The sequence below is a fragment of the Bacillus sp. IS1 genome (assembly GCF_032461585.1).
GTDB classification, from domain to species: domain Bacteria; phylum Bacillota; class Bacilli; order Bacillales; family Bacillaceae; genus Bacillus; species Bacillus velezensis.
Window position 1 is genome coordinate 1,576,759 of sequence record NZ_JAWCWR010000001.1, and the last position, 20,298, is coordinate 1,597,056.

At 47.2% G+C, this 20,298-nt stretch carries 22 protein-coding genes and 1 other annotated feature; of the genes, 4 read left to right on the forward strand and 18 right to left on the reverse strand.

The window, feature by feature from the left end; genetic code table 11:
• Positions 1-47: 47 nt before the first annotated feature.
• From greA to RUW00_RS07665, 11 genes are all read right to left on the reverse strand, one after another.
• Positions 48-521 carry a transcription elongation factor GreA gene (greA, locus tag RUW00_RS07615; RefSeq protein WP_003152766.1) on the reverse strand — a complete coding sequence of 158 codons (474 nt, stop codon included), beginning with the start codon at positions 519-521 and terminating at the stop codon, positions 48-50.
• Positions 522-774: 253 nt separating this feature from the next.
• The gene (gene udk / locus RUW00_RS07620) at positions 775-1,410 is read right to left on the reverse strand and encodes a uridine kinase (protein WP_003152763.1); all 636 of its coding nucleotides are present in this window, start codon (positions 1,408-1,410) and stop codon (positions 775-777) included.
• Positions 1,411-1,416: 6 nt separating this feature from the next.
• Positions 1,417-2,685 carry a peptidase U32 family protein gene (locus RUW00_RS07625; protein WP_017418217.1) on the reverse strand — a complete coding sequence of 423 codons (1,269 nt, stop codon included), beginning with the start codon at positions 2,683-2,685 and terminating at the stop codon, positions 1,417-1,419.
• A 17-nt stretch (positions 2,686-2,702) separates the two neighbouring features.
• On the reverse strand, positions 2,703-3,632 hold the full coding sequence (locus RUW00_RS07630; RefSeq protein WP_022552896.1) for a peptidase U32 family protein: 930 nt from the start codon (positions 3,630-3,632) through the stop codon (positions 2,703-2,705).
• A gap of 6 nt (positions 3,633-3,638) precedes the next feature.
• On the reverse strand, positions 3,639-4,292 hold the full coding sequence (locus tag RUW00_RS07635) for an O-methyltransferase (protein WP_007612793.1): 654 nt from the start codon (positions 4,290-4,292) through the stop codon (positions 3,639-3,641).
• 151 nt (positions 4,293-4,443) lie between these two features.
• Complete coding sequence (gene mltG, locus RUW00_RS07640) at positions 4,444-5,535, reverse strand: endolytic transglycosylase MltG (protein ID WP_154817578.1); 1,092 nt, start codon at positions 5,533-5,535, stop codon at positions 4,444-4,446.
• A gap of 110 nt (positions 5,536-5,645) precedes the next feature.
• Entirely contained in the window at positions 5,646-5,927 is a 282-nt protein-coding gene (locus RUW00_RS07645; protein WP_003152751.1) for a DUF1292 domain-containing protein, read from the reverse strand.
• A 12-nt stretch (positions 5,928-5,939) separates the two neighbouring features.
• Positions 5,940-6,356 carry a Holliday junction resolvase RuvX gene (ruvX, locus tag RUW00_RS07650; protein ID WP_003152750.1) on the reverse strand — a complete coding sequence of 139 codons (417 nt, stop codon included), beginning with the start codon at positions 6,354-6,356 and terminating at the stop codon, positions 5,940-5,942.
• 8 nt (positions 6,357-6,364) lie between these two features.
• Positions 6,365-6,631, reverse strand: coding sequence for an IreB family regulatory phosphoprotein (locus RUW00_RS07655; protein ID WP_003152749.1), 267 nt, complete (start codon positions 6,629-6,631; stop codon positions 6,365-6,367).
• Positions 6,632-6,715: 84 nt separating this feature from the next.
• Positions 6,716-9,352, reverse strand: a complete 2,637-nt coding sequence (gene alaS / locus RUW00_RS07660; RefSeq protein ID WP_280145343.1) for an alanine--tRNA ligase — start codon at positions 9,350-9,352, stop codon at positions 6,716-6,718.
• Between the two features lie 80 nt (positions 9,353-9,432).
• Positions 9,433-9,640 (reverse strand) — a binding site (T-box leader).
• 43 nt (positions 9,641-9,683) lie between these two features.
• Positions 9,684-10,745: an AI-2E family transporter gene (locus RUW00_RS07665; protein WP_021494373.1), complete on the reverse strand. Its 1,062-nt coding sequence runs from the start codon at positions 10,743-10,745 to the stop codon at positions 9,684-9,686.
• A gap of 220 nt (positions 10,746-10,965) precedes the next feature.
• Between RUW00_RS07665 and RUW00_RS07670 the strand changes: the two genes are divergently transcribed.
• Genes RUW00_RS07670 through RUW00_RS07685 form a run of 4 tightly spaced genes read left to right on the forward strand, consistent with a single transcriptional unit; the run spans position 10,966 to position 13,924 of the window.
• Entirely contained in the window at positions 10,966-11,694 is a 729-nt protein-coding gene (locus RUW00_RS07670; protein WP_007408209.1) for an amino acid ABC transporter ATP-binding protein, read from the forward strand.
• Between the two features lie 20 nt (positions 11,695-11,714).
• On the forward strand, positions 11,715-12,542 hold the full coding sequence (locus RUW00_RS07675) for a transporter substrate-binding domain-containing protein (protein ID WP_007408208.1): 828 nt from the start codon (positions 11,715-11,717) through the stop codon (positions 12,540-12,542).
• Between the two features lie 56 nt (positions 12,543-12,598).
• Complete coding sequence (locus tag RUW00_RS07680; protein WP_007408207.1) at positions 12,599-13,249, forward strand: amino acid ABC transporter permease; 651 nt, start codon at positions 12,599-12,601, stop codon at positions 13,247-13,249.
• A gap of 18 nt (positions 13,250-13,267) precedes the next feature.
• Positions 13,268-13,924, forward strand: coding sequence for an amino acid ABC transporter permease (locus RUW00_RS07685; protein WP_015417903.1), 657 nt, complete (start codon positions 13,268-13,270; stop codon positions 13,922-13,924).
• 35 nt (positions 13,925-13,959) lie between these two features.
• Here RUW00_RS07685 and RUW00_RS07690 read toward each other — a convergent pair whose 3' ends face one another.
• From RUW00_RS07690 to RUW00_RS07720, 7 genes are all read right to left on the reverse strand, one after another.
• Positions 13,960-14,091 carry a YrzQ family protein gene (locus tag RUW00_RS07690; protein WP_003152741.1) on the reverse strand — a complete coding sequence of 44 codons (132 nt, stop codon included), beginning with the start codon at positions 14,089-14,091 and terminating at the stop codon, positions 13,960-13,962.
• Between the two features lie 21 nt (positions 14,092-14,112).
• A complete protein-coding gene (locus RUW00_RS07695) occupies positions 14,113-14,304 on the reverse strand; it encodes a hypothetical protein (protein ID WP_003152738.1) in 192 nt (63 codons plus the stop codon).
• Positions 14,305-14,316: 12 nt separating this feature from the next.
• A complete protein-coding gene (locus RUW00_RS07700; RefSeq protein WP_007408205.1) occupies positions 14,317-14,775 on the reverse strand; it encodes a PRC-barrel domain-containing protein in 459 nt (152 codons plus the stop codon).
• A gap of 118 nt (positions 14,776-14,893) precedes the next feature.
• Complete coding sequence (recD2, locus tag RUW00_RS07705) at positions 14,894-17,272, reverse strand: SF1B family DNA helicase RecD2 (protein WP_280145344.1); 2,379 nt, start codon at positions 17,270-17,272, stop codon at positions 14,894-14,896.
• Between the two features lie 18 nt (positions 17,273-17,290).
• Entirely contained in the window at positions 17,291-17,911 is a 621-nt protein-coding gene (locus tag RUW00_RS07710; protein WP_088461189.1) for a tetratricopeptide repeat protein, read from the reverse strand.
• Between the two features lie 87 nt (positions 17,912-17,998).
• Positions 17,999-19,114, reverse strand: coding sequence for a tRNA 2-thiouridine(34) synthase MnmA (gene mnmA / locus RUW00_RS07715; protein ID WP_280145345.1), 1,116 nt, complete (start codon positions 19,112-19,114; stop codon positions 17,999-18,001).
• A 36-nt stretch (positions 19,115-19,150) separates the two neighbouring features.
• Positions 19,151-20,290 carry a cysteine desulfurase family protein gene (locus RUW00_RS07720; protein ID WP_071391560.1) on the reverse strand — a complete coding sequence of 380 codons (1,140 nt, stop codon included), beginning with the start codon at positions 20,288-20,290 and terminating at the stop codon, positions 19,151-19,153.
• Positions 20,291-20,298: the final 8 nt, after the last annotated feature.

Below are 20,298 nucleotides of genomic sequence, written 5' to 3' on the forward strand. Positions count from 1 at the left end.
ACACCTCATCCACATTTTGGACGAGGTGTTTCATTGTTAAACGGATCTTATGAAATTTTCACAATTTTCACGAGCATTTCTCCGCCCGGCGTCTGAACTGTCACTTCTTCGTCCACTTTTCTGCCGAGCAGGCTTTTGGCGATTGGCGAGTCGTTTGAAATTTTCCCTTCAAACGGATCAGCTTCAGCGCTTCCGACAATCGTGTAAGATTCTTCTTCACCGTCCGGCAATTCGATGAATGATACGGTTTTTCCCAAACCGACTACATTTGAACCGCCGTCGTCCTCGATGATTTTCGCATTGCGGATCATGTTTTCAAGCGTCGTGATGCGCCCTTCCACAAATGCCTGTTCTTCTTTTGCAGAATCATACTCAGAGTTCTCTGACAGATCTCCGAAGCTTCTTGCGATTTTAATGCGTTCTACTACTTCTTTACGTTTAACCGTTTTCAATTGCTCTAATTCTTGTTCAAGTTTTTGTTTTCCTTCGTGAGTCATCGGAAAAACTTTTTCTTGTGCCATGTTCCTTCACTCCTTGGTGGTTGTCCCTCAACAATAACGTGTGATTATGTATGAGAGCATAAACGAAAAAATCAAGAATGAGAACACAGGGCAGTCCTCGTTCTTCTCTCCCATATAGGTACTGTTTATCTTAAACTGAATGTGTGTTTTCTGCAAATGTTTCGGTTTATAAACAGGGAAAGAAGGGAACTGTCTCATTCCCTTCCAGCCTATACATAATATGGTCTGAGTTATTTATGTCTATGCTATGGTATTACAAAATTGCATTTTGTTCAAGGATCGTTTGAATCTTCGTGACCATCAGATCGATCGCGACGTGGTTTTGCCCGCCTTCCGGAATAATGATGTCCGCGTAGCGTTTCGTCGGTTCAACAAACTGATTGTGCATCGGTCTGACGACGGACACATACTGCTCAATGACAGAATCGATTGAACGGCCTCTTTCGTTAATATCTCTCATAATCCGTCTGATGATACGGAGATCCGCGTCCGTGTCGACATAAAGTTTCATATCCATGAGGTCGCGAAGTCTTTTATCTTCGAGAACAAGAATGCCTTCCAGAATAATGACATCCTTCGGCTCAACCGGAATGGTTTCCTCAGAACGCGTATGCAGTTTATAATCATAAATCGGCTTTTCTATCGGCCGGTAATTCAAAAGCTCTTGAATATGCTCGATTAAATAGTCATTATCAAATGCGAGCGGGTGGTCATAGTTTGTGTTCAGCCTTTCTTCAAACGGAAGATGGCTTTGGTCTTTATAATAAAGGTCTTGCTGGATCATTAAAATCGAGTGTCCTTTAAACTGTTCATAGATGGAACGGGTGACGCTTGTTTTTCCTGATCCGGAACCTCCTGCGATGCCTATAACTACAGGACTCTTACCCATTGGTGATTACTTCCCCTTTCTCATCATGTTGCTCGGATAAATCTTTTTGTCTACTTTAAATGTAACGATTTGCAGGGGATGGCGGGCAGCATCAAGCTCGTTTCCGTCTTCGTCCCAAATAGTGCCGATTGTGAATGTGAAATTGTCGATTTCAGGACCGAAAAATTCCACTTCGTCACCTTGTTTAAAGAAATTGCGCTGCTGGAGCGTCACCATTTGAGTGTCCTCGTTATACGCGAGCACGAGACCGGCAAAATCAAATGTTGTTTTCTTTCCGTGTTCACCGAACATCTGCTCTTCATACCCGGGCGTGCCTTCAAAGAAAGCAGGCGCGGTATCCCGGTTTGCACATTTGTCCAGCTCATCCAGCCATTCTTTTTGAATGACAAAGTTTTCAGGATCAGCGCAGTATGCGTCGATGACTTTGCGATACACGCTGACAACCGTCGCAACGTAATGAATTGATTTCATCCGGCCTTCAATTTTCAGGCTGTCGATGCCCATCTCGATCATTTGCGGAATGGATTCAATCAATTTTAAATCTTTCGGGCTCATCGCAAACGGAGCGTCTTCTTCATCATAGAGCGCGACCGCGTTTGCACCGTCTGTCTGATACAGGTCATAATCCCAGCGGCAGGACTGACAGCAGCCGCCGCGGTTGGAATCCCGGGCCGTCATGTGATTGCTCAGCACGCATCGGCCTGAATAAGCGATACACATGGCGCCGTGGATAAAGGTTTCAATTTCAATATCCACCTTTTCCTTCATTTCTTTAATTTCCAGTCCGCTCGTTTCACGGGCAAGCACCACGCGGTCAAGCCCTTCTTCTTTCCAGAACTGCACCGCTTTCCAGTTGGAAAGGGACTGCTGTGTGCTGAGGTGAATTTCTACGTCCGGGGCCACTCTCCGGCATGTTTCAATAATCAGCGGATCAGCGACGATAATTCCGGCAACTTTTGCGTCTCCCAACGCTTTTAAGTATTCTTCCAGACCGTCCATATTTTCATTATGGGCGAAAATGTTTGTTGTCACATATATTTTTGCCCCGTATTTTTTGGCAAATTCTACGCCCTCTGCGATTTCTTCTATTGAGAAGTTATCCGCATTTGAGCGGAGTCCGTATTCCTGTCCTCCGATAAAAACCGCGTCCGCTCCGTAATGAACGGCAATTTTTAATTTTTCAAGGTTTCCTGCCGGAGCAAGGAGTTCAGGTTTTTTCGTAATGACGCGTTTTCCGTTTACGACTTTGGAAATGGTTTGATTTACGGCTGTCATCCGTTGCACCCTCCTTTTTAATAGACCGTTTCTTTAAAGAAGAATCCTGTGTCGATGCTTCTGTTCACAGGCTGAATGCTTTCAATCCGCTCTATCCAGCTCTCTTTTTTCTCTTCGTATGTCTCTCGGCTTTCGAAGCACAAATCGATTGCTTCTCTGTACATGCGGGTCACTTCAGTTAAGTATTCAGGAGACTTCAAAACTCCGTCGATTTTGAAAGAATCGATGCCGGCGTCCATCAGGTCCTCTAATTCATCAATCATGCACACATCGTTCGGGCTCATGATGTGCGTGCCGTTTTCATCTTCAAAAATCGGGTATTTATTGCCCCGTTCCTTGTCATGCAGAAACATCCCCGCTTCTTTTTTCTTCTGTTCGATGTCCATGACTTTACCCTGGTATTCGAAGTAATGGCCCACTAAAGAACGCTTCGATTGGAACATGCACGTCATGCCGTGGATTTGAATTTCAATTTCCACTTCGGCGTTCTCTTTTATGTCAATGATGCTGTCCATATTTAATTCCTTAGCCAGCACTGCCCGCCGTGCGCCTTTGCGTCCCCAGTAATTGCAGGAATAGTAGTTGGTTCCCGTTGTTTCCGTGCTCCAGTGCAGTTTAAGCTCGGGAGCCGCTTCACGCGCCGCCATTAAAACGGCCGGATCACCGAAAACAGCCGCATCAACGCCGGCCTCCTGCAAAAAGGCAAGATAGCCGGTCAGCTCGTCCACTTTTTCATTGTGAAAAATAGCATTGACGGCGGCGTACACTTTCGCGCCTTCCTGATGAGCTGTCTTTACGGCTTCTTTTATATCTTCTCTTGAAAATTCACCGGCCAGTCTCAGGCCGTATCTCTGTTCTCCGACTAACAGGGCCGTTGCGCCCGCTTGAATGAGCGGAAGAATATCCTGTACAGAAGTCGGAGTCACCAAAAGTTCAGGTTTTTTCATGATCCTTCACCTCTTCTTTTTACTGATGGCGATGCCGTCTCCGACCGGCAGTATGACCGTTTGATAGTCAGGCCGGTCCATCAGCCATTGGTTATATTGATCAATTTTTTCAACAAGCTTCCGTCTTCTTTTCGGCTCAATGTCCGAGTGATTTTGCGCCACCAGTCCTTTAAACAGAACATTGTCCGTAAAAATGACTCCATCCGGCGCAAGCATCGGTTCATAGAGCTCAAAAAAGTTCGTGTACTGGCCTTTGGCCGCGTCGATAAAAATGGCATCATAAGGAGCCGTGACACGGACAGACTCAGAAAGTTCCAGCGCATCCCCGTGCATTACGTGAATCCGATTTTCCATTTCAAAGTCTTTTATATTGTTCACAGCTTCTTCATAGCGTTTGTCGTCCCGTTCAATCGTGTAAATATTCGCATCCGGAAGCTCAAGCGCCATCCGTATGGCGGAATATCCGATTGCCGCGCCGATTTCCAAAATGTTTTTCGCCTGTTGAATCGACAGCATTTGAAGCAGCACTTCAATGCCCGCTTCTTCCATAATCGGAACATGGTGCTCTTTTGCATAGGCTTCAAGCTTTTTCACTTTATCAGGCCGAGGCTTCAGCATCGCGTTTATATACTCGTTTATTTGTTCATACCGATCATTCACGGCAAACAGCCTCCGTTCTAAAAAGGAGTGCCCCTGACGAATCCGCGGGGACACTCTCTTAAGACACTTCTTTATCCATAAGTAAACAACCCGATATATTTTATCATAAAACCTTTCAGAATGGAATAAAAGGAGAGCTTTTGCCCTCCTTTTATTCGCTGTCTTTTTTGGAAATATACTTTTCCTTCGCTTTATTATGGTCTTTTAATGTTTTGGTGAAAACAACCTCGCCGTTTGATTTTGCAAGGAAATAGAGATAATCCGTTTTGTCAGGGCGGAGAGCCGCTTCCCATGATGAATCGCCGGCATTTGCAATCGGTCCCGGCGGCAGCCCCTTATGTTTATACGTATTAAACGGAGAATCAATTTTCAGGTCTTTGTAGTAGACCCGGCTTTTATGCTTACCGGCCGCATATAATACCGTCGGGTCAGTCTGCAGCGGCATTTTTTCTTCGAGCCTGTTGTAAAAAACGCTGGCGATTTTGTGACGGTCGGCTTTGGCGGTGGCTTCTTCTTCAATAAGCGATGCCATCGTCAGAGCGTTATGGACGGAAAGTTTCTTTTTTTTCAGTTCAGATTTATACGTTTCGATACGGGTGTTTGTTTCCTGAACCATTGCCGTCAAAATCGTGTCAAGCGATGCATCCGGATCATTAAACGGATATGTGGCCGGATACAGATAGCCTTCGAGCGGATGCTTGAGCTTCTTGTTTGAAAGCGCGTCCGTTATCGTATCAGGAAACTGTTTTTTCAGTTTGCCGATGAATGTTTTGTCATCCAGTTTCGCCATGATCTCTTCTTTTGAATATGATGTTTCTTTTGCGATCGCATCCGCAATCTGTGTAAGCTGTTTTCCTTCAGGAACGGAGATCTGAAAGGCATATCCCGTTGATCCCGCGGTCAGTTTTTTGATAATCGCATCAGCATCCATTCCTTTATTCAGGTGGTAAAATCCCGCCTGAAACCCGGAAGCGCCTTTATACTTCACATACAGCTGAAATGCTTTTTTGCTTTTGATGACATGCTGATCCTCAAGAATTTCAGCGATTGCCGAAACGGAAGAACCGCTCGGAATATTAATATTGACTGCCGTTTTGCTGCCTTTGTCAACCGGGGACAGCAGAGATTTTCCATAGAAAAAAGCACCGCCAATGATGATAAGCAGAGCGATCACGGAGGACAGTATTATCGTCGTTTTTTTGTTTTTACGCGGAAATGAATTTTTAGTCTGATTGATATTCATACAAGTATTTTCCTCCCAACAGCTCTTATACTACATGATTCAAGTGCATTCGGCAATTTATTACAAAAAAAAGCCGAAGCGCATATGCGCTCCGGCTTTTTCCGTTCATTTTATTCTTCGTCTTCTTCCGCTAAAAACGTGTTCAGCGTTTCTTCGATCATTTCCCACTCTTCATCGGTTTCAATCGGCATCAGTTCGCCGTCTTCACCGTTTTCGTTCGGTTCGAAGCTTGAAGCGTGAATTTCGATTTCATCATCGTCTTGAGCATCAATCGGATAATAAAGTACGTAAGATTTGTTGAATGTGTCGTTTTCAAATGTGAACAGCACTTCGCAAAGCTGTTCGTTTCCTTGATCATCGACAATTGTAATGTGTTTTTCGCCGTGTTCCATTTCTTTCACCTCTTAGTTTAAACTGTCCAGATATCCTTGAAGGATCATGACAGCCGCCATTTTATCAATGACTTTTTTTCGTTTTTGCCTGCTGACGTCAGCCGCGATCAGCATTTTTTCAGCCGCCATCGTCGTCAGACGCTCGTCCCACAGCACAACAGGGACATTGTACGCTGTTTCAAGCAGTTTCGCAAATGTTTGGCTGGCTTCGCCTCTTGGACCGATCGTCCCGTTCATGTTTTTCGGAAAACCGAGCACGATCTTCTCTACATTATAGTCTTTCATCAGCTCGGATAAACGGTCCAGACCGTAATCTCCTTCAGCCTCGTTTATTTTTATCGTCTCAATGCCTTGAGCGGTCCAGCCCATTTCATCGCTTAAAGCTACGCCGAGTGTTTTCGTTCCAAGATCAAGTCCCAATATTCTCATGAATGTATTTACGCCTCTTTATGCTGTTCTAGATAGGATTTTACCAATTCCTCGATTAATTCGTCACGTTCCAGTTTGCGAATTAAGTTCCGGGCGTCGCGATGCCTAGGAATGTATGCAGGATCTCCAGACAGCAAGTATCCGACAATCTGGTTGATAGGATTGTACCCCTTTTCCTGAAGCGCATCATATACCGTAATCAGCACTTCTTCGACGTTTGTTTCAGCAGAATCATCGGAGAAATTAAATTTCATCGTTTTATCAAACGAGCTCACCGTTTTGCACCTCTTTCCCAAATTCGCAGGCAAAGTTCAGCCTGAGGTCCTCATCTTATCATCATTCTACACTAGTTGAAAGGATTATAAAACGGATTTTATCCAATCTTCCGCAGATGCGAGCGCCTCTTCCAATTTTTCAGGCTGCTTTCCGCCGGCCTGCGCCATGTCCGGACGGCCTCCGCCTCCGCCTCCGCAGACTTCAGCCGCTTGTTTGACCATTTTGCCGGCATGAAGGCCTTTTTCGATCAGGTCTTTCGTCACGCCTGCTGAAAGGTTGACTTTCTCATTTTGCACGGCGCCGAGAATGATGACCGCAGAACCGAGCTTCGCTTTCAGATCATCCACCATAGTGCGAAGGTGGTTCATGTCTTTCGCATTTACTTTTTCAGCCAGCACTTTTACGCCGCCGATGTCTTTTACTTTAGACAGAATGGCTCCGGCTTCCACATTGCCGAGTTTGCTGAGCAATGATTCATTTTCTCTTTGCGCTTCCTTCAGCTCCGCTTGAAGAGACTGAATTCGCTTCGGTACGTCTTTTACGTTTGATTTCAGCTCGTCCGCAGCGTGCTGCAGAAGGCTGAGCTGGCTGTTCATTTCCTGATAAGCGCCTTTTCCTGTTACGGCTTCGATTCTTCGCGTACCTGCGCCGATCCCTGATTCGGATACGATTTTAAACAGGCCGATTTCAGCCGTATTCGTGACATGGCATCCGCCGCAAAGCTCAAGGCTGTAATCTCCGACTTGTACGACGCGGACGATATCGCCGTATTTCTCGCCGAACAGGGCCATCGCGCCCATTTCTTTTGCTTCATTGATCGGTTTCAAATCAATCGCTACCGGAATGCTCTCCCAGATTTTTTCGTTGACGATTCCTTCAATGCGTTCAAGTTCTTCTTTCGTCACTTGACCGAAATGAGAGAAGTCAAAACGCAGACGGTTTTCGGTAACGAGTGACCCCGCTTGGTTGACATGTGTGCCGAGAACGTCTTTCAGCGCCTGGTGCAGAAGGTGGGTAGCCGTATGGTTTTTCACCACGCCGCTTCTCATTTGATCTTCCACTTCAGCCGTCACGCTTGCGCCTTTTTGAATCGTGCCGCTATCCACCGTGCCTTCGTGTACATGCTGACCGTTCGGAGCTTTTTTCACGTCTTTAATGATTACGACAGCCTGCTCGCTTCTCAGCACTCCTCTGTCACCGATCTGTCCGCCGCTTTCAGCGTAGAAAGGCGTTTTGTCAAGAAGGATTTGGACGGTATCCCCTTCATGCGCCTCACTGATTAATTGCCCGTCATGAAGAAGCTCGATCACCTTCGCTTCAGCTTTTACGGCACTGTAGCCGACAAATGTGCTTTCTGCGGTAATGTCGCGCAATGCGCCGCCCTGCACCTGCATGCTTCCTACATCTTGGCGCGCATTTCTCGCCCGTTCACGCTGTTTTTCCATTTCGGCTTCAAAGCCTTTATGGTCAACTTTCATTTGCTCATCTTCCGCGTATTCCTCCGTTAATTCAACCGGGAATCCGTACGTATCGTACAGTTTGAATACGTCTTTTCCGGAGATGATGCCGCTGCCTTTTTCCTTCTCTTTCTTTATCACGTCGGATAAAATGGCCAGACCTTCGTTTAATGTTTCGTGGAAGCGCTCTTCCTCCGTTTTGATGACTTTGGCAATAAACTCTTGCTTTTCTTTCACCTCCGGATAGAAAGCGTCCATAATTCCTGCAACAGTCGGTACCAGCTCGTACATAAACGGACGGCTGATACCGATGGTTTTCGCGTATCGCACTGCCCGGCGCAAGAGGCGTCTCAGTACATACCCGCGCCCTTCATTTGACGGCAGAGCTCCGTCGCTTACCGCAAATGCGACCGTTCTGATATGATCGGCGATCACTTTAAAAGCCGTATCCTTCACTGCGTCCTTTCCGTAAGCATCTCCGGAAATGCGCTCTGTTGCTTCAATAATCGGCATAAACAAATCAGTGTCAAAGTTTGTCGGGACGTCCTGAATCACGGAGACCATCCGTTCAAGCCCCATGCCCGTATCAATGTTTTTCTTCGGAAGCGGTGTGTACGTGCCGTCCGGGTTGTGGTTGAACTCTGAGAATACCAGGTTCCACACTTCAAGATAGCGGTCATTTTCGCCGCCCGGATACAATTCAGAATCTGACGGGTCATTGCCGTATTTCTCGCCGCGGTCATAGAAAATTTCCGTATTCGGTCCGCTCGGGCCTTCGCCGATATCCCAGAAGTTCCCTTCCAGACGAATGATTCTTTCTTCCGGAACGCCGATTTTTTCCGCCCATAGCGTATAAGCTTCTTCATCCTCAGGGTGAACCGTTACAGACAGCAGCTCCGGATCAAAGCCGATCCACTTTTCGCTCGTTAAAAACTCCCATGCCCACGTGATGGCTTCTTCTTTAAAATAATCACCGATGGAAAAGTTTCCGAGCATCTCAAAGAACGTGTGGTGGCGCGCCGTTTTCCCCACATTTTCAATATCATTTGTACGGATTGATTTTTGCGCGTTTACAATTCTCGGATTCTCCGGCACAACGCGGCCGTCAAAGTATTTTTTCAGCGTCGCAACGCCGCTGTTGATCCATAGTAAAGACGGATCTTCATGCGGAACCAATGAGGCGCTCGGTTCAACGGCATGGCCTTTTTCTTTAAAGAAATCTAAAAACATTTGACGCACTTCAGCAGAAGTTAAGTGTTTCATCTATATTCCTCCTTATCACTACCCGAAATTCTCTTTTGCGACAGCAAAAAAGCTCTCTCCCTATGCAAACCATGCGTTCACACAGGGACGAGAGCTGTCTCGCGGTACCACCCTGATTACAGGCCGAAAAAGGCCTGTCACCTTTCATCCCGTAACGCAGGACTGCGGCAGCCTTTAACTGCACTCAGGATTAGCTTCGGCCGATCTTCTGCTGAAGCTCCTTTCAGCGTATCGGAGCTTCTCTCTTAAACAGGGCTTCGGCGTACTCATATCCGTCACTCGAGATTCGTATGTATTCTACTCGAAATTATAGACAAGCAGAACCCGAATGTCAATGTTCCGTCCTGATCCGCAAAAAGTGAATGGCCGTCACTTTTAAAACGGCTGCCGCCGGAACAGCGAGAATCATGCCGGGGATGCCCGCGAGCTCTCCTCCGGCAAGGAGCGCCAGCATGATCACGACGGGGTGCATTCTGAGACTGCGCCCGACAATAAGCGGGCTCAAAATGTTTCCTTCTATAAATTGCAGAATAAAAATCGTGACGATTACGATGATCACAGCTTTAGCAGAAATCGCCAGCGAAAGGAGCAGCGCCGGTACAGCGCCGATAAACGGACCGAAATACGGGATGACATTCGTAATCCCGATGGCAAGGCCCAAAATCAGCGGGTAAGGAAGCCCGAACAGCCAAAATGAAACGCCGGCTATTAACCCGAGCAAAAAACAAACGAGAAGCTGACCGCGGATGTAATCACCGAGAGAGTCGTCCACATCCCGCAGAAATTCACTCCCCCTTTTTCTCCAGGACTTCGGCGTCAAATACCAGACTGTCTTTTTCATGACGTCTATATCCTTCACCATATAGAACACGAGAAAAGGAATCGTCGCCGCGATCAGGATATAATCAAGCACGAAACGGATGCTTCTGATCGTGCTTTCAATCGTGCCGGCAAGAAACGTTTCTGTCTGCTGAATCATTTTGTCCATCCGATGGTGCATGCCGTCAGGCCAATGATCCGTGTGATTATGCAGATGCGTCAGCATGCTGTTGTAGTTTTTGGCAAGACCGGGAATGCTCTCAGACAGATCCTGCAGCTGTTCAATTAAAACAGGAACCCCTTTATAAACCCCCCAGCCGATTCCGCCGAAAAACAGGCAATAAATCAGAAGCAGGCTTAAAGTTCTAGGCATCCCTTTTCTATGAAGCCATTCAGTAATCGGAAGTAAAAGATAAGCAATAAATACTGCGATGAATATAGGAATAAAGAGAGATTTTATAACAAGCCAAATGGGAGACCATAACATATCGAGCATGCAAAAGACATACACTGTTAACAAAACGAGCAGACATACAGCCGTCCACATTAAGAGCTGCAGCGGTTTTTGAAGCATGACGTTTCACCTCTTGCTTTATCTTTTGACAGAAAGCCGGAATTATTCCCGTTTCATAAACTCCGCCTTATGACGCAGACCTCTTGACGGAAATAATTATCAGAAATTACGAAATAATCTAAATAATATTCATAAAAATCTGTATAACCATCGTAATGTGTTAAAGGATTTCAAAAACTGTCCAGTCAATATGACTCTTGTTTTTTTAAGGAGGATGGCCATGATTTCATTTCAGGATGTAAATAAGCACTACGGACATTTCCACGTGCTGAAAAACATTAATCTGCACATTAAAAAAGGGGAAGTCGTCGTTATCATCGGACCTTCAGGATCGGGAAAAAGCACGCTTCTCCGCTGCATTAATCAGCTGGAAACAGTTGATGGAGGCGCCTTAACGGTAAACGGCGTCTCCATCCATGACAAGAAAACGGATATAAATAAAGTCCGCCGCAATATCGGCATGGTGTTTCAGCATTTTCATCTGTACCCGCACAAAACCGTTCTGCAAAACATTATGCTCGCACCGATCAAAGTGCTTAAGCAATCAAAAGAAGAAGCAAAAGAAACGGCCTTATACTATTTGAAAAAAGTCGGTATACCGGAAAAAGCGGACGCTTATCCTTCACAGCTTTCGGGCGGCCAGCAGCAGCGTGTCGCCATCGCCAGGGGGCTTGCGATGAAGCCCGAAATTATGCTGTTTGACGAACCCACATCCGCGCTTGATCCGGAAATGATCGGGGAAGTGCTGGATGTCATGAAAACACTCGCAAAAGAAGGCATGACCATGGCAGTCGTCACACATGAAATGGGATTCGCAAAAGAAGTGGCGGACCGCATCGTGTTTATCGACGGCGGAGCCATCTTAGAAGAAGCTGCACCGGCTGAATTTTACGAAAGCCCCCGTGAAGAGAGGGCGCGTTTATTCTTAAGCCGTATTTTAAATCACTGAAAAGAAACGGAGGAGCGCTTATGTCACGCGTAACAAAATGGTTGTCATTCGGATTGATATCACTGCTGGCCGTCTTTATGCTGGCAGCCTGCGGAGGGAAAGAAACGTCCGGGGATTCAAAGGGAACGGGAAAAGACACGTTAGCCTCTATTAAAGACAGAGACAAAATCATCTTCGGCGTCAAAACCGACACGAGGTTATTCGGACTGAAAAACCCAAGCTCCGGTGATATTGAAGGCTTCGATATCGATATCTCAAAACAGCTCGCAAAAGATATTCTGGGGGATGAGAAGAAAGCGGAATTTAAAGAAGTAACGTCAAAAACGAGAATTCCGATGCTGCAAAACGGCGATATCGACGCCATCACCGCCACGATGACGATAACGGATGAGCGAAAAAAAGAAGTTGATTTCTCAGATGTTTATTTTGAAGCCGGGCAATCCCTGCTCGTCAAAAAAGGAAGCAGCATCAAAAGCACCGAAGACCTGGGAAAAGGCTCAAAAGTATTGGCGGTAAAAGGCTCTACTTCCTCACAAAACATCAGAGAAAAAGCGCCTGACGCCTCAGTGCTGGAATTTGAAAATTACGCCGAAGCGTTCACTGCGCTTAAAGCGGGACAGGGAGATGCGCTCACAACCGATAATGCGATTTTATACGGCATGGCGGATGAAAATAAACAATATCAGCTGACAGGCGAAACCTTCACCGATGAACCTTACGGAATCGCCGTCAAAAAAGGCCAATCCGGACTTATCAAGGAAATCAACGCCTCTTTGAAAAAAATGAAAGCCGACGGCAGGTACGAAAAAATCTATAAAAAATGGATTAAAGAAGAACCGGCAAAATAGAAAGGACCGCGGGATGAGCAGGCATGCTCATCCCCGTTTTATAAGGAGTGACATAGATGAACTTTTCAATTTTAACGGAAAACTTCGATATGTATATGGACGGTTTCCTGCACACATTGCTTGCGAGCTTCATCGCGCTGGCAGGCAGCTTTGCGCTGGGCGTTCTGATCGCAGTCATGAGAATCACAGCTTTCAAACCCCTTCAATGGATCGGCACTGCGTATGTGGAATTTATCCGGAACATCCCGCTTCTTCTCATCACATTCGTTTTTTATTTCGGACTTCCGAACGCCGGGCTGAGACTGGACGGCTTTCAGGCGGGAACGATTGCGCTGACGATATACACGTCGGCCTTTATCGCAGAAGCCATCAGAGCCGGAATTCAGACTGTCTCCAAAGGGCAGATGGAAGCGGCCAGATCGTCAGGCTTCACCTACAGTCAGGCGATGAGATACGTCATTCTTCCTCAGGCCGTAAAAATCGTGATTCCCCCGCTCGGAAACCAATTTCTCAACCTTGTCAAAAACTCATCAATACTCGGAGTGGTGGCGGGACTCGATTTGATGTATCAGGCGGATCTCGTTTCCTCAAGTACTCTTGTCGTGTTTGATGTCTATATTTTCGTCGCGCTTTTTTATTTGATAGTAACGATCCCGCTCAGCATCGGGGTTCACTATTTGGAAAGACGTCTCGGAAAGAGTTATTAGAGAAGGAGAGTGAAAAACATGGATTTTAGCGGCGCCTATACACCTGACCATCTGCTGTTTTTATGGGACGGCTTTTTGGTCACACTTTATGTTGCGCTGATCTCCATTGTCCTGAGTTTTATTTTCGGGCTTGCCGCCGGCACTTTGCGCTATGCGAAAATTCCTATCGTCTCGGGCATTATAGCGGCCATTGTGGAAACCATCCGCAACCTGCCGCTGTTATTAATCATTTTCTTTACGTTTTTTGCCCTTCCGGAAATCGGGATCAAACTGGAAATTACCGCGGCCGCCATCACGGCGCTGACGATTTTTGAATCGGCTATGCTGTCAGAAATCATCAGAAGCGGTTTGCAATCCGTTGACAAAGGACAGATTGAAGCGGCGCGTTCTTCAGGACTGACGTACACGCAGACTCTTTTTCTCGTCGTCATGCCGCAGGCGCTCAGGCGTATGGTTCCTCCGATTGTGAGCCAGTTTATTTCTTTATTAAAGGATACGTCACTTGCGGTCGTCATCGCTCTGCCCGAATTGATTCATAACGCGCAGATTTTAAACGGACAAAGCGCTGACGGGGGGTATTTTTTCCCGATCTTTCTGCTGGCGGCCCTGATGTATTTCGCGGTCAATTACAGCCTGTCTCTCGCAGCCAGACGGCTGGAAGCGAGACAAACGTAAAAAGGATACTTCCGGAGAAGTATCCTTTTTTCTGCTTAAAACATTTTCATGACTCGTCTTCTCATCCGTTTCATACCTTTTTTATTCAGCATATCGGACTGAGAAGCCATACGATACATAACGGCTCCAGCTCCTAAAGCCAACAGAGAGGTCATTGTTCTGCCCATCGCGCGTATCTCCTTTCAACTTTAAAAATTGATACTGCGTTCGTCTTCAGAAAACAAATCATCAAGACTGCTTAACGTGCCGTCTTCCTCTACTTGATGTGTCGCAATTTTGCCTTTGGCCACCGTCAGCTCAATGAAGCAGCCCCAGCAATAGTATTGGTTTACGCCGATCTTGCCGATATCTTTGCTTTTGCAGTTCGGACATACAAGCACAGACTACACCTCTTATCCGTTCAGGACGATGCCTTCTTTCCCCGCTTCAATAAGCGTATCGGCGGCGCGGCGCACTTGGCGTCTGCCAGCCAGATCTGAAAAGAAGCCGTCCGAGAGTTCATATGCTACGATTATGCCCCTGTCCAAACAAAAGTATACATCTTCCAGCAAACCGAACATTTCACCATCAGGCGATTTCACCGGCTGCATTTTAATCTGTTCAAAGGTGAAACAGCTCTTCGGCAAAGGCTGCAAATGAGCATGACCGGCAGCTACGGCTTCTTGATCCATCTCTTTTATATCACTTGCCTCTAAAAAAAGATGGCGGTTGTGAAACAGGCGTTTCTGCTCCAGCACGAAACCGAGAAACCGGCCGTCCAGAGAGAAACAAACATCCGATATCATCCCGAGACTGCGCCCGGTGTTTTCGTCATATACTGTTCGTCCTTCAGCTGCATGGCATGTTCTCAAAGTGTGATCAACCACCTTTTGTTGAACACGTATAGGTTTTGCCAAGAAGCCGGGCAGCATACTTTGAAATGACTTCCACAGGCGAAAACCCGGCGCATGTTTATGCTCCGGGTTTTATTTACGCTTTTTCTTCCATAAAGTCAAACGGCGTGATGCCTTCCATTCCGATGTTCGCATCATATACACTGAACGGCAGCTCTTTTTGCAGGGCGGCCAGTTCTGCATCCATCTCTTCAGTCTGCTCTGTGAGCCTGTTTTTAAGCGACGTCTGTCTGACGGTGGCATCATTGTTTTTGACGCCCCATTCAAGCGCTTCTTCTTCTCCGCAAAGAATCAGAAATTTTTTCGCTCTTGTTATGGCGGTATAAAGCAGATTTCTCCTGAGCATTCGATAGTAGCCTTTGACGACAGGCAGGACGACAATCGGGAATTCGCTTCCCTGCGACTTATGAATGGAACAGCAGTAAGCGTGGGTAAACTGGCTGAAATCCTTTTTCGTAAAGGTGATTTCGTTGCCGTCAAACGAGACGACGACCATGTCTTCTTTTTCCGTATTTTCTTTGGCATAAAAAATGGACACGATTTCGCCGATATCGCCGTTAAACACATTGTTTTCCGGCTGGTTGACAAGCTGCAATATTTTATCGCCCGTCCTGTAGACGACATCACCGAATTTCAGCTCCCGCCTTTTTTCTTTCGGCGGATTCATGATGTCTTGAAGAAGCATATTCAGCTCGTTAATTCCCGCTTTTCCCCTGTACATCGGGGCAAGCACTTGAATATCCCTGGAGGTATACCCCTTTTTTAACGCGTTCGAAACGACCTGATCCACGACTTCTTTCATCTGTGAAGAATTACAGCGGATAAATGAGCGGTCCTTTGTCGGCGCGGTCAGCCCCTTTGGAAGCAGTCCTTTTTTCATATCATGCGCAAGTTCCACAATGGATGATCCTTCAGCCTGACGGTAAATATCTGTCAGACGCACGGTCGGCAGCACCTCAGAAGCCAAAAGGTCTCTGAGCACCTGCCCCGGTCCTACTGAAGGAAGCTGGTCTTCATCACCGACGACAATGAGCTGAATGTGCTTAGGAAGCGCCTTAAACAAATGGCTGGCGAGCCAGATATCGAGCATACTCGCTTCGTCTATAATGATCAGTTTCCCTTCAATCGGCTGATCTTCATTGTAGGTAAAGCCTTCAGCGCCATTCCAGCCGAGCAGCCTGTGAATCGTAACAGCCGGCAGCCCCGTAGATTCGCTCATCCGTTTTGCGGCTCTTCCCGTCGGCGCGGCAAGCAGCACCGGAAACGCCTCGTCTTTTTTATAATCACCGGGGTCAAGCGATACTCCGTGCAGTTCACTGTATAATTCCACGATTCCTTTAATAACGGTCGTTTTCCCCGTCCCGGGTCCTCCGGTCAGTAAAAGCATCGGTGAAGACAGCGCTTTTTGAATGGCATCCTTTTGGCTTGGTGCGTATTGAACATTCATCCGTTCTTCCAGTTCACCGAGTGCAAGCAGAAATTCCGATTCAGGAAATTGATCGGTATACTCCGTCTGAGCCGCAATGTCGAGCACGCGTTTTGCGACGTTTTGTTCGGCGTAAAACAAGGACGGAAAATAGCAGCGCTCTCCTTCAATGACGATATCCTTACTCTCCCCGAGGGCGATGATGCCGTCAGCCGCATCCATCTCCGTAACGCGGCCGCCTTCAGCTGACTGATTCAGGAGCGTTTGCGTATTGATAATCAGCTGCTTTGTCTCTATGTACGTATGGCCTTCTGAAAGACAGGTCGATTCAATCGTATATAAGATTGCCGCTTTGATCCGCTCCGGGTGGTTTCCTGACAGACCCATTTTTCCGCCCAGCTCGTCAGCTTTCACAAAGCCGATGCCTTCAACGTCTTTTACAAGCTGATAAGGATTTTCCTGAATTTTCTCCAGGGTTTCCGTTTCGTAGGCCTGATATATTTTCATTGATAGCTGGGGCCCGAAACCGTATTGGTTCAGAGAGATCATAATCTGCTCAAGCCCCTGATGCCGCTGCAGCTCTCCGGCAAGCTTATCCGCTTTCTTTTTCGACATTTTCGGCACATCGTAAAGCACCGACGCATCCGTCAGAATTTTATTGAGCGCGCCGTCACCGAGCTTTTTGACGATTTCTTCCGCCGTTTTTTTTCCGATTCCTTCAAACAGATCACTTGATAAATAGTGAATGATCCCTTCTTTTGTGGTCGGAATTTCTTTTTTAAAGTGTTCAGCCTGAAATTGCAGGCCGAACTTAGGATGCGTGGCGGTTTTTCCGTAAAATGTGTAGGTCTCATCTTCTTGCAGCAGAGGGAAGTAGCCCGTTACGGATACGACCTTGTCTTCGATCGCCTCAGACGTTTCTGCAACTTTGACTTTCAGCACTGTATACAGGTTGGTGTCATTATGATAAATGACCGTATGAATGACGCCTTTTACATACGGCTGTTCTTCGATGTTCAGCTGGTCCACGAGCCTTCCCTCCTTTTGTTATGACTGGGTGATAAGCTGTTTCGCATGAAGCGCAAGCATATGATCAGGCTGTATGCCGATTGCGCCTTCCAGCATCTCAAGCGCCTTTTCACGATTTTCTTTGTACGCGTAAGCGACTCCGGCATTATAAAATGCGTCCGCGTGGCTTGGGTCCTGCTCGATCACCGTCTCAAACTGCGCCAGAGCTTCATCCAGCATTTCTTCATTTGCGAGGCACATTCCGAACTGGAAGCGTGCTTCCGTGTCATTTTCGTTTAATTCAACGGCACGCTGCAAATACGGCAGTGCAAGCTTCGGCCGCTCTAATTTAACGAGAACGGTCCCCAGCATATAAAACAAATCTCCGTTTTCCATTCCGGAGCGAAGCGCTTTTTCAAACATATCCTTCGCTTCGGAAAACGATTCTTTCATCACATATACGTTTCCCGCACCGTAATAAGCGGCTGCCGCCGAATTGTCCAATTCGAGCGCTCTGTTATAGAATGCAAGCGCCCGTTCGAGTTCGTTCACAGAAGAAAGCAGATTTGCGAAGTTGATATACGGCACCGGATCTTGGCCGTTTTCCTCAATCGCTTTCGTAAAAGCCTCTGCCGCTTTTTCAAAATCGCCCTCCTGCATGGCGTCAATCCCGATTTTATTATAATCCATTTTTAACTTCCTTTCGCTAAAAAACCCCAACATGCGAGTTGAGGTTTTTTACATGTGTTATACGTACCACAGTTTTGTTCCGTCTTTATAAACGTCATCTATCGTTCCGCCGCCGAGGCACTCTTCTCCGTCATAAAAAACGACGGCTTGTCCCGGTGTGACGGCGCGTACCTGCCCGTCAAAAATGACTTCCGCTTCATCATCACCCGTCATTTTCACCGTTACTTTGTGATCTTCCTGACGGTAGCGAAATTTCGCCGTGCATGTCATTTCGCCGCCGTCCATCAGACCGGGACGCGTCCAGCTGACATTTGTCCCCGTGATCTTATCGGAATACAGAAGCGGATTATGGAATCCTTGATCAACATACAGAATGTTTTTTTCAAGATCTTTACCGACGGCGAACCACGGCTCGCCGCTTCCGCCGATTCCAAGACCGTGGCGCTGTCCGATTGTATAATACATCAGACCGTCATGACGCCCTTTTACTTCTCCGTCCATTGTCATCATATCGCCCGGCTGAGCGGGGAGATATTGGCTGAGAAACGTTTTGAAGTTGCGTTCGCCGATAAAGCAGATTCCCGTGCTGTCTTTTTTCGCAGCTGTCGCAAGTTCCGCTTCTTTGGCGATTTCCCGCACGCGGCTTTTTTGCAGATCACCGATCGGGAACATGACTTTGCTGAGCTGTTCCTGATTGAGCTGATTCAGAAAATAAGTCTGGTCCTTGTTTTCATCCAGACCGCGGAGCATGCGCACTGTACCTGCGCTTCTGTCCACGCGGGCGTAATGGCCCGTCGCAAGATAATCCGCGCCGAGTGACAGAGCATGATCCAAGAAAGCCTTAAACTTAATTTCTTTATTGCACATGACATCCGGATTGGGGGTTCTTCCGGCTTTATATTCATCAAGGAAATATTGAAATACCTTTTCCCAATATTGCTTCTCAAAATTGACGGCATAATACGGAATTCCGATCTGGTTGCAGACCCGGATGACGTCTTCATAATCTTCCGTCGCCGTGCAAAAACCGTTTTCGTCCGTATCATCCCAGTTTTTCATAAAGATTCCGATTACATCGTAGCCCTGCTCCTTCAGCAGAAGGGCCGCCACGGAAGAGTCCACGCCGCCGGACATGCCGACTACGACTCTTGTATCCTCCGGCCGTTTTTCCATTTGCATTCACTCCATTAAAAACGTAAGTCCGCCGTTTTAAGCAAGCCGTTTAACGACGGCGGCAAGCTTTTCGGCGGCTGTTTCGATTTGTTCCGCCGTATTGCCGAGGCCGAAGCTGAGGCGGATTGACGAAGTCAGCCTGCCGCTCTCACTTCCGAACATGGCCGTAAGCACATGGGACGGAAGAACGGATCCTGCCGTACAAGCAGATCCGCTGGAGACGGCAATGCCTTCCATGTCAAGATTGACCAGCAGCGCTTCCACCGGCACACCGGGAAAGTAAAGGTTTAAAATATGAGGCAGGCATTTCTCGGCATCTCCGTTCACCTCCGCTGTAACGCCGGCTTCTTCCAGCGTGCTCATGATGATGTTCTTAAACTCCTTATACTTCGCTGTTTTCTCTTCCCTCTCACGGTTTGAAAGGACGACCGCTTCTTTTAAGCCGGCGATGCCCGGTACATTTTCCGTCCCCGCGCGGCGCTTTCGTTCCTGCTCTCCCCCGAGAAGAATCGGTGACAGCTTCACCTCTTGATTTACATATAAAAAGCCTGTCCCTTTAGGCCCGTTAAGCTTGTGACCGGAAACAGACAGCATGTCAATTCTGCTTTTTTTCACGTCAATCGGCATATAACCGAATGCCTGGACGGCATCTGTGTGAAAATAGGCCTGATGCCCGCTTAACAGCTCTCCGATTTCGTCAATCGGCTGAATGGTTCCGACTTCGTTATTGCCATACATGACGGTAACAAGGATTGTATCATCACGGAGCGCTTCTTTCACCTGATTTGCACTGATCCGTCCTGAAGGGCCGGGGATGAGGTATGTCACCTCAAAGCCGTCTTCTTCCAGCTTTTCGCAGGCGTGCAATACAGCATGATGCTCAACAGCGGTCGTAATGATATGCTTTCCTTCATTCTTCCGGGCGGCAGCCGTTCCGAAAATCGCTAAATTATCAGCCTCCGTGCCGCCGCTTGTGAAAATAATTTCCTGTTCTTTCGCACTGATTTCGCGCGCGATGTCCGCTCTCGCTTCATCGACCCATTTCCGGGATTCTCTCCCGAATGAATGAATGCTTGACGGGTTGCCGAAACTGCCGAAGAAATGGGGCTTCATTTCTTCGAGCACACGCTCATCCATCGGGGAAGTCGCGGCATGATCTAAATAAATCCGTTCCATTGTCTGTA

Bases quoted from the DNA above. Each gene is read 5' to 3' on its own strand.
- mltG (WP_154817578.1), bottom strand. From the start codon at position 5,535: ATGAATATCAATCAGACTAAAAATTCATTTCCGCGTAAAAACAAAAAA.
- greA (WP_003152766.1), bottom strand. From the start codon at position 521: ATGGCACAAGAAAAAGTTTTTCCGATGACTCACGAAGGAAAACAAAAA.
- RUW00_RS07670 (WP_007408209.1), top strand. From the start codon at position 10,966: ATGATTTCATTTCAGGATGTAAATAAGCACTACGGACATTTCCACGTG.
- RUW00_RS07630 (WP_022552896.1), bottom strand. From the start codon at position 3,632: ATGAAAAAACCTGAACTTTTGGTGACTCCGACTTCTGTACAGGATATT.
- RUW00_RS07710 (WP_088461189.1), bottom strand. From the start codon at position 17,911: ATGCAGGAGGGCGATTTTGAAAAAGCGGCAGAGGCTTTTACGAAAGCG.
- ruvX (WP_003152750.1), bottom strand. From the start codon at position 6,356: ATGAGAATATTGGGACTTGATCTTGGAACGAAAACACTCGGCGTAGCT.
- RUW00_RS07665 (WP_021494373.1), bottom strand. From the start codon at position 10,745: ATGCTTCAAAAACCGCTGCAGCTCTTAATGTGGACGGCTGTATGTCTG.
- RUW00_RS07680 (WP_007408207.1), top strand. From the start codon at position 12,599: ATGAACTTTTCAATTTTAACGGAAAACTTCGATATGTATATGGACGGT.
- RUW00_RS07645 (WP_003152751.1), bottom strand. From the start codon at position 5,927: ATGGAACACGGCGAAAAACACATTACAATTGTCGATGATCAAGGAAAC.
- RUW00_RS07720 (WP_071391560.1), bottom strand. From the start codon at position 20,290: ATGGAACGGATTTATTTAGATCATGCCGCGACTTCCCCGATGGATGAG.
- RUW00_RS07685 (WP_015417903.1), top strand. From the start codon at position 13,268: ATGGATTTTAGCGGCGCCTATACACCTGACCATCTGCTGTTTTTATGG.
- mnmA (WP_280145345.1), bottom strand. From the start codon at position 19,114: ATGGAAAAACGGCCGGAGGATACAAGAGTCGTAGTCGGCATGTCCGGC.
- udk (WP_003152763.1), bottom strand. From the start codon at position 1,410: ATGGGTAAGAGTCCTGTAGTTATAGGCATCGCAGGAGGTTCCGGATCA.
- alaS (WP_280145343.1), bottom strand. From the start codon at position 9,352: ATGAAACACTTAACTTCTGCTGAAGTGCGTCAAATGTTTTTAGATTTC.
- RUW00_RS07625 (WP_017418217.1), bottom strand. From the start codon at position 2,685: ATGACAGCCGTAAATCAAACCATTTCCAAAGTCGTAAACGGAAAACGC.
- RUW00_RS07690 (WP_003152741.1), bottom strand. From the start codon at position 14,091: ATGGGCAGAACAATGACCTCTCTGTTGGCTTTAGGAGCTGGAGCCGTT.
- RUW00_RS07675 (WP_007408208.1), top strand. From the start codon at position 11,715: ATGTCACGCGTAACAAAATGGTTGTCATTCGGATTGATATCACTGCTG.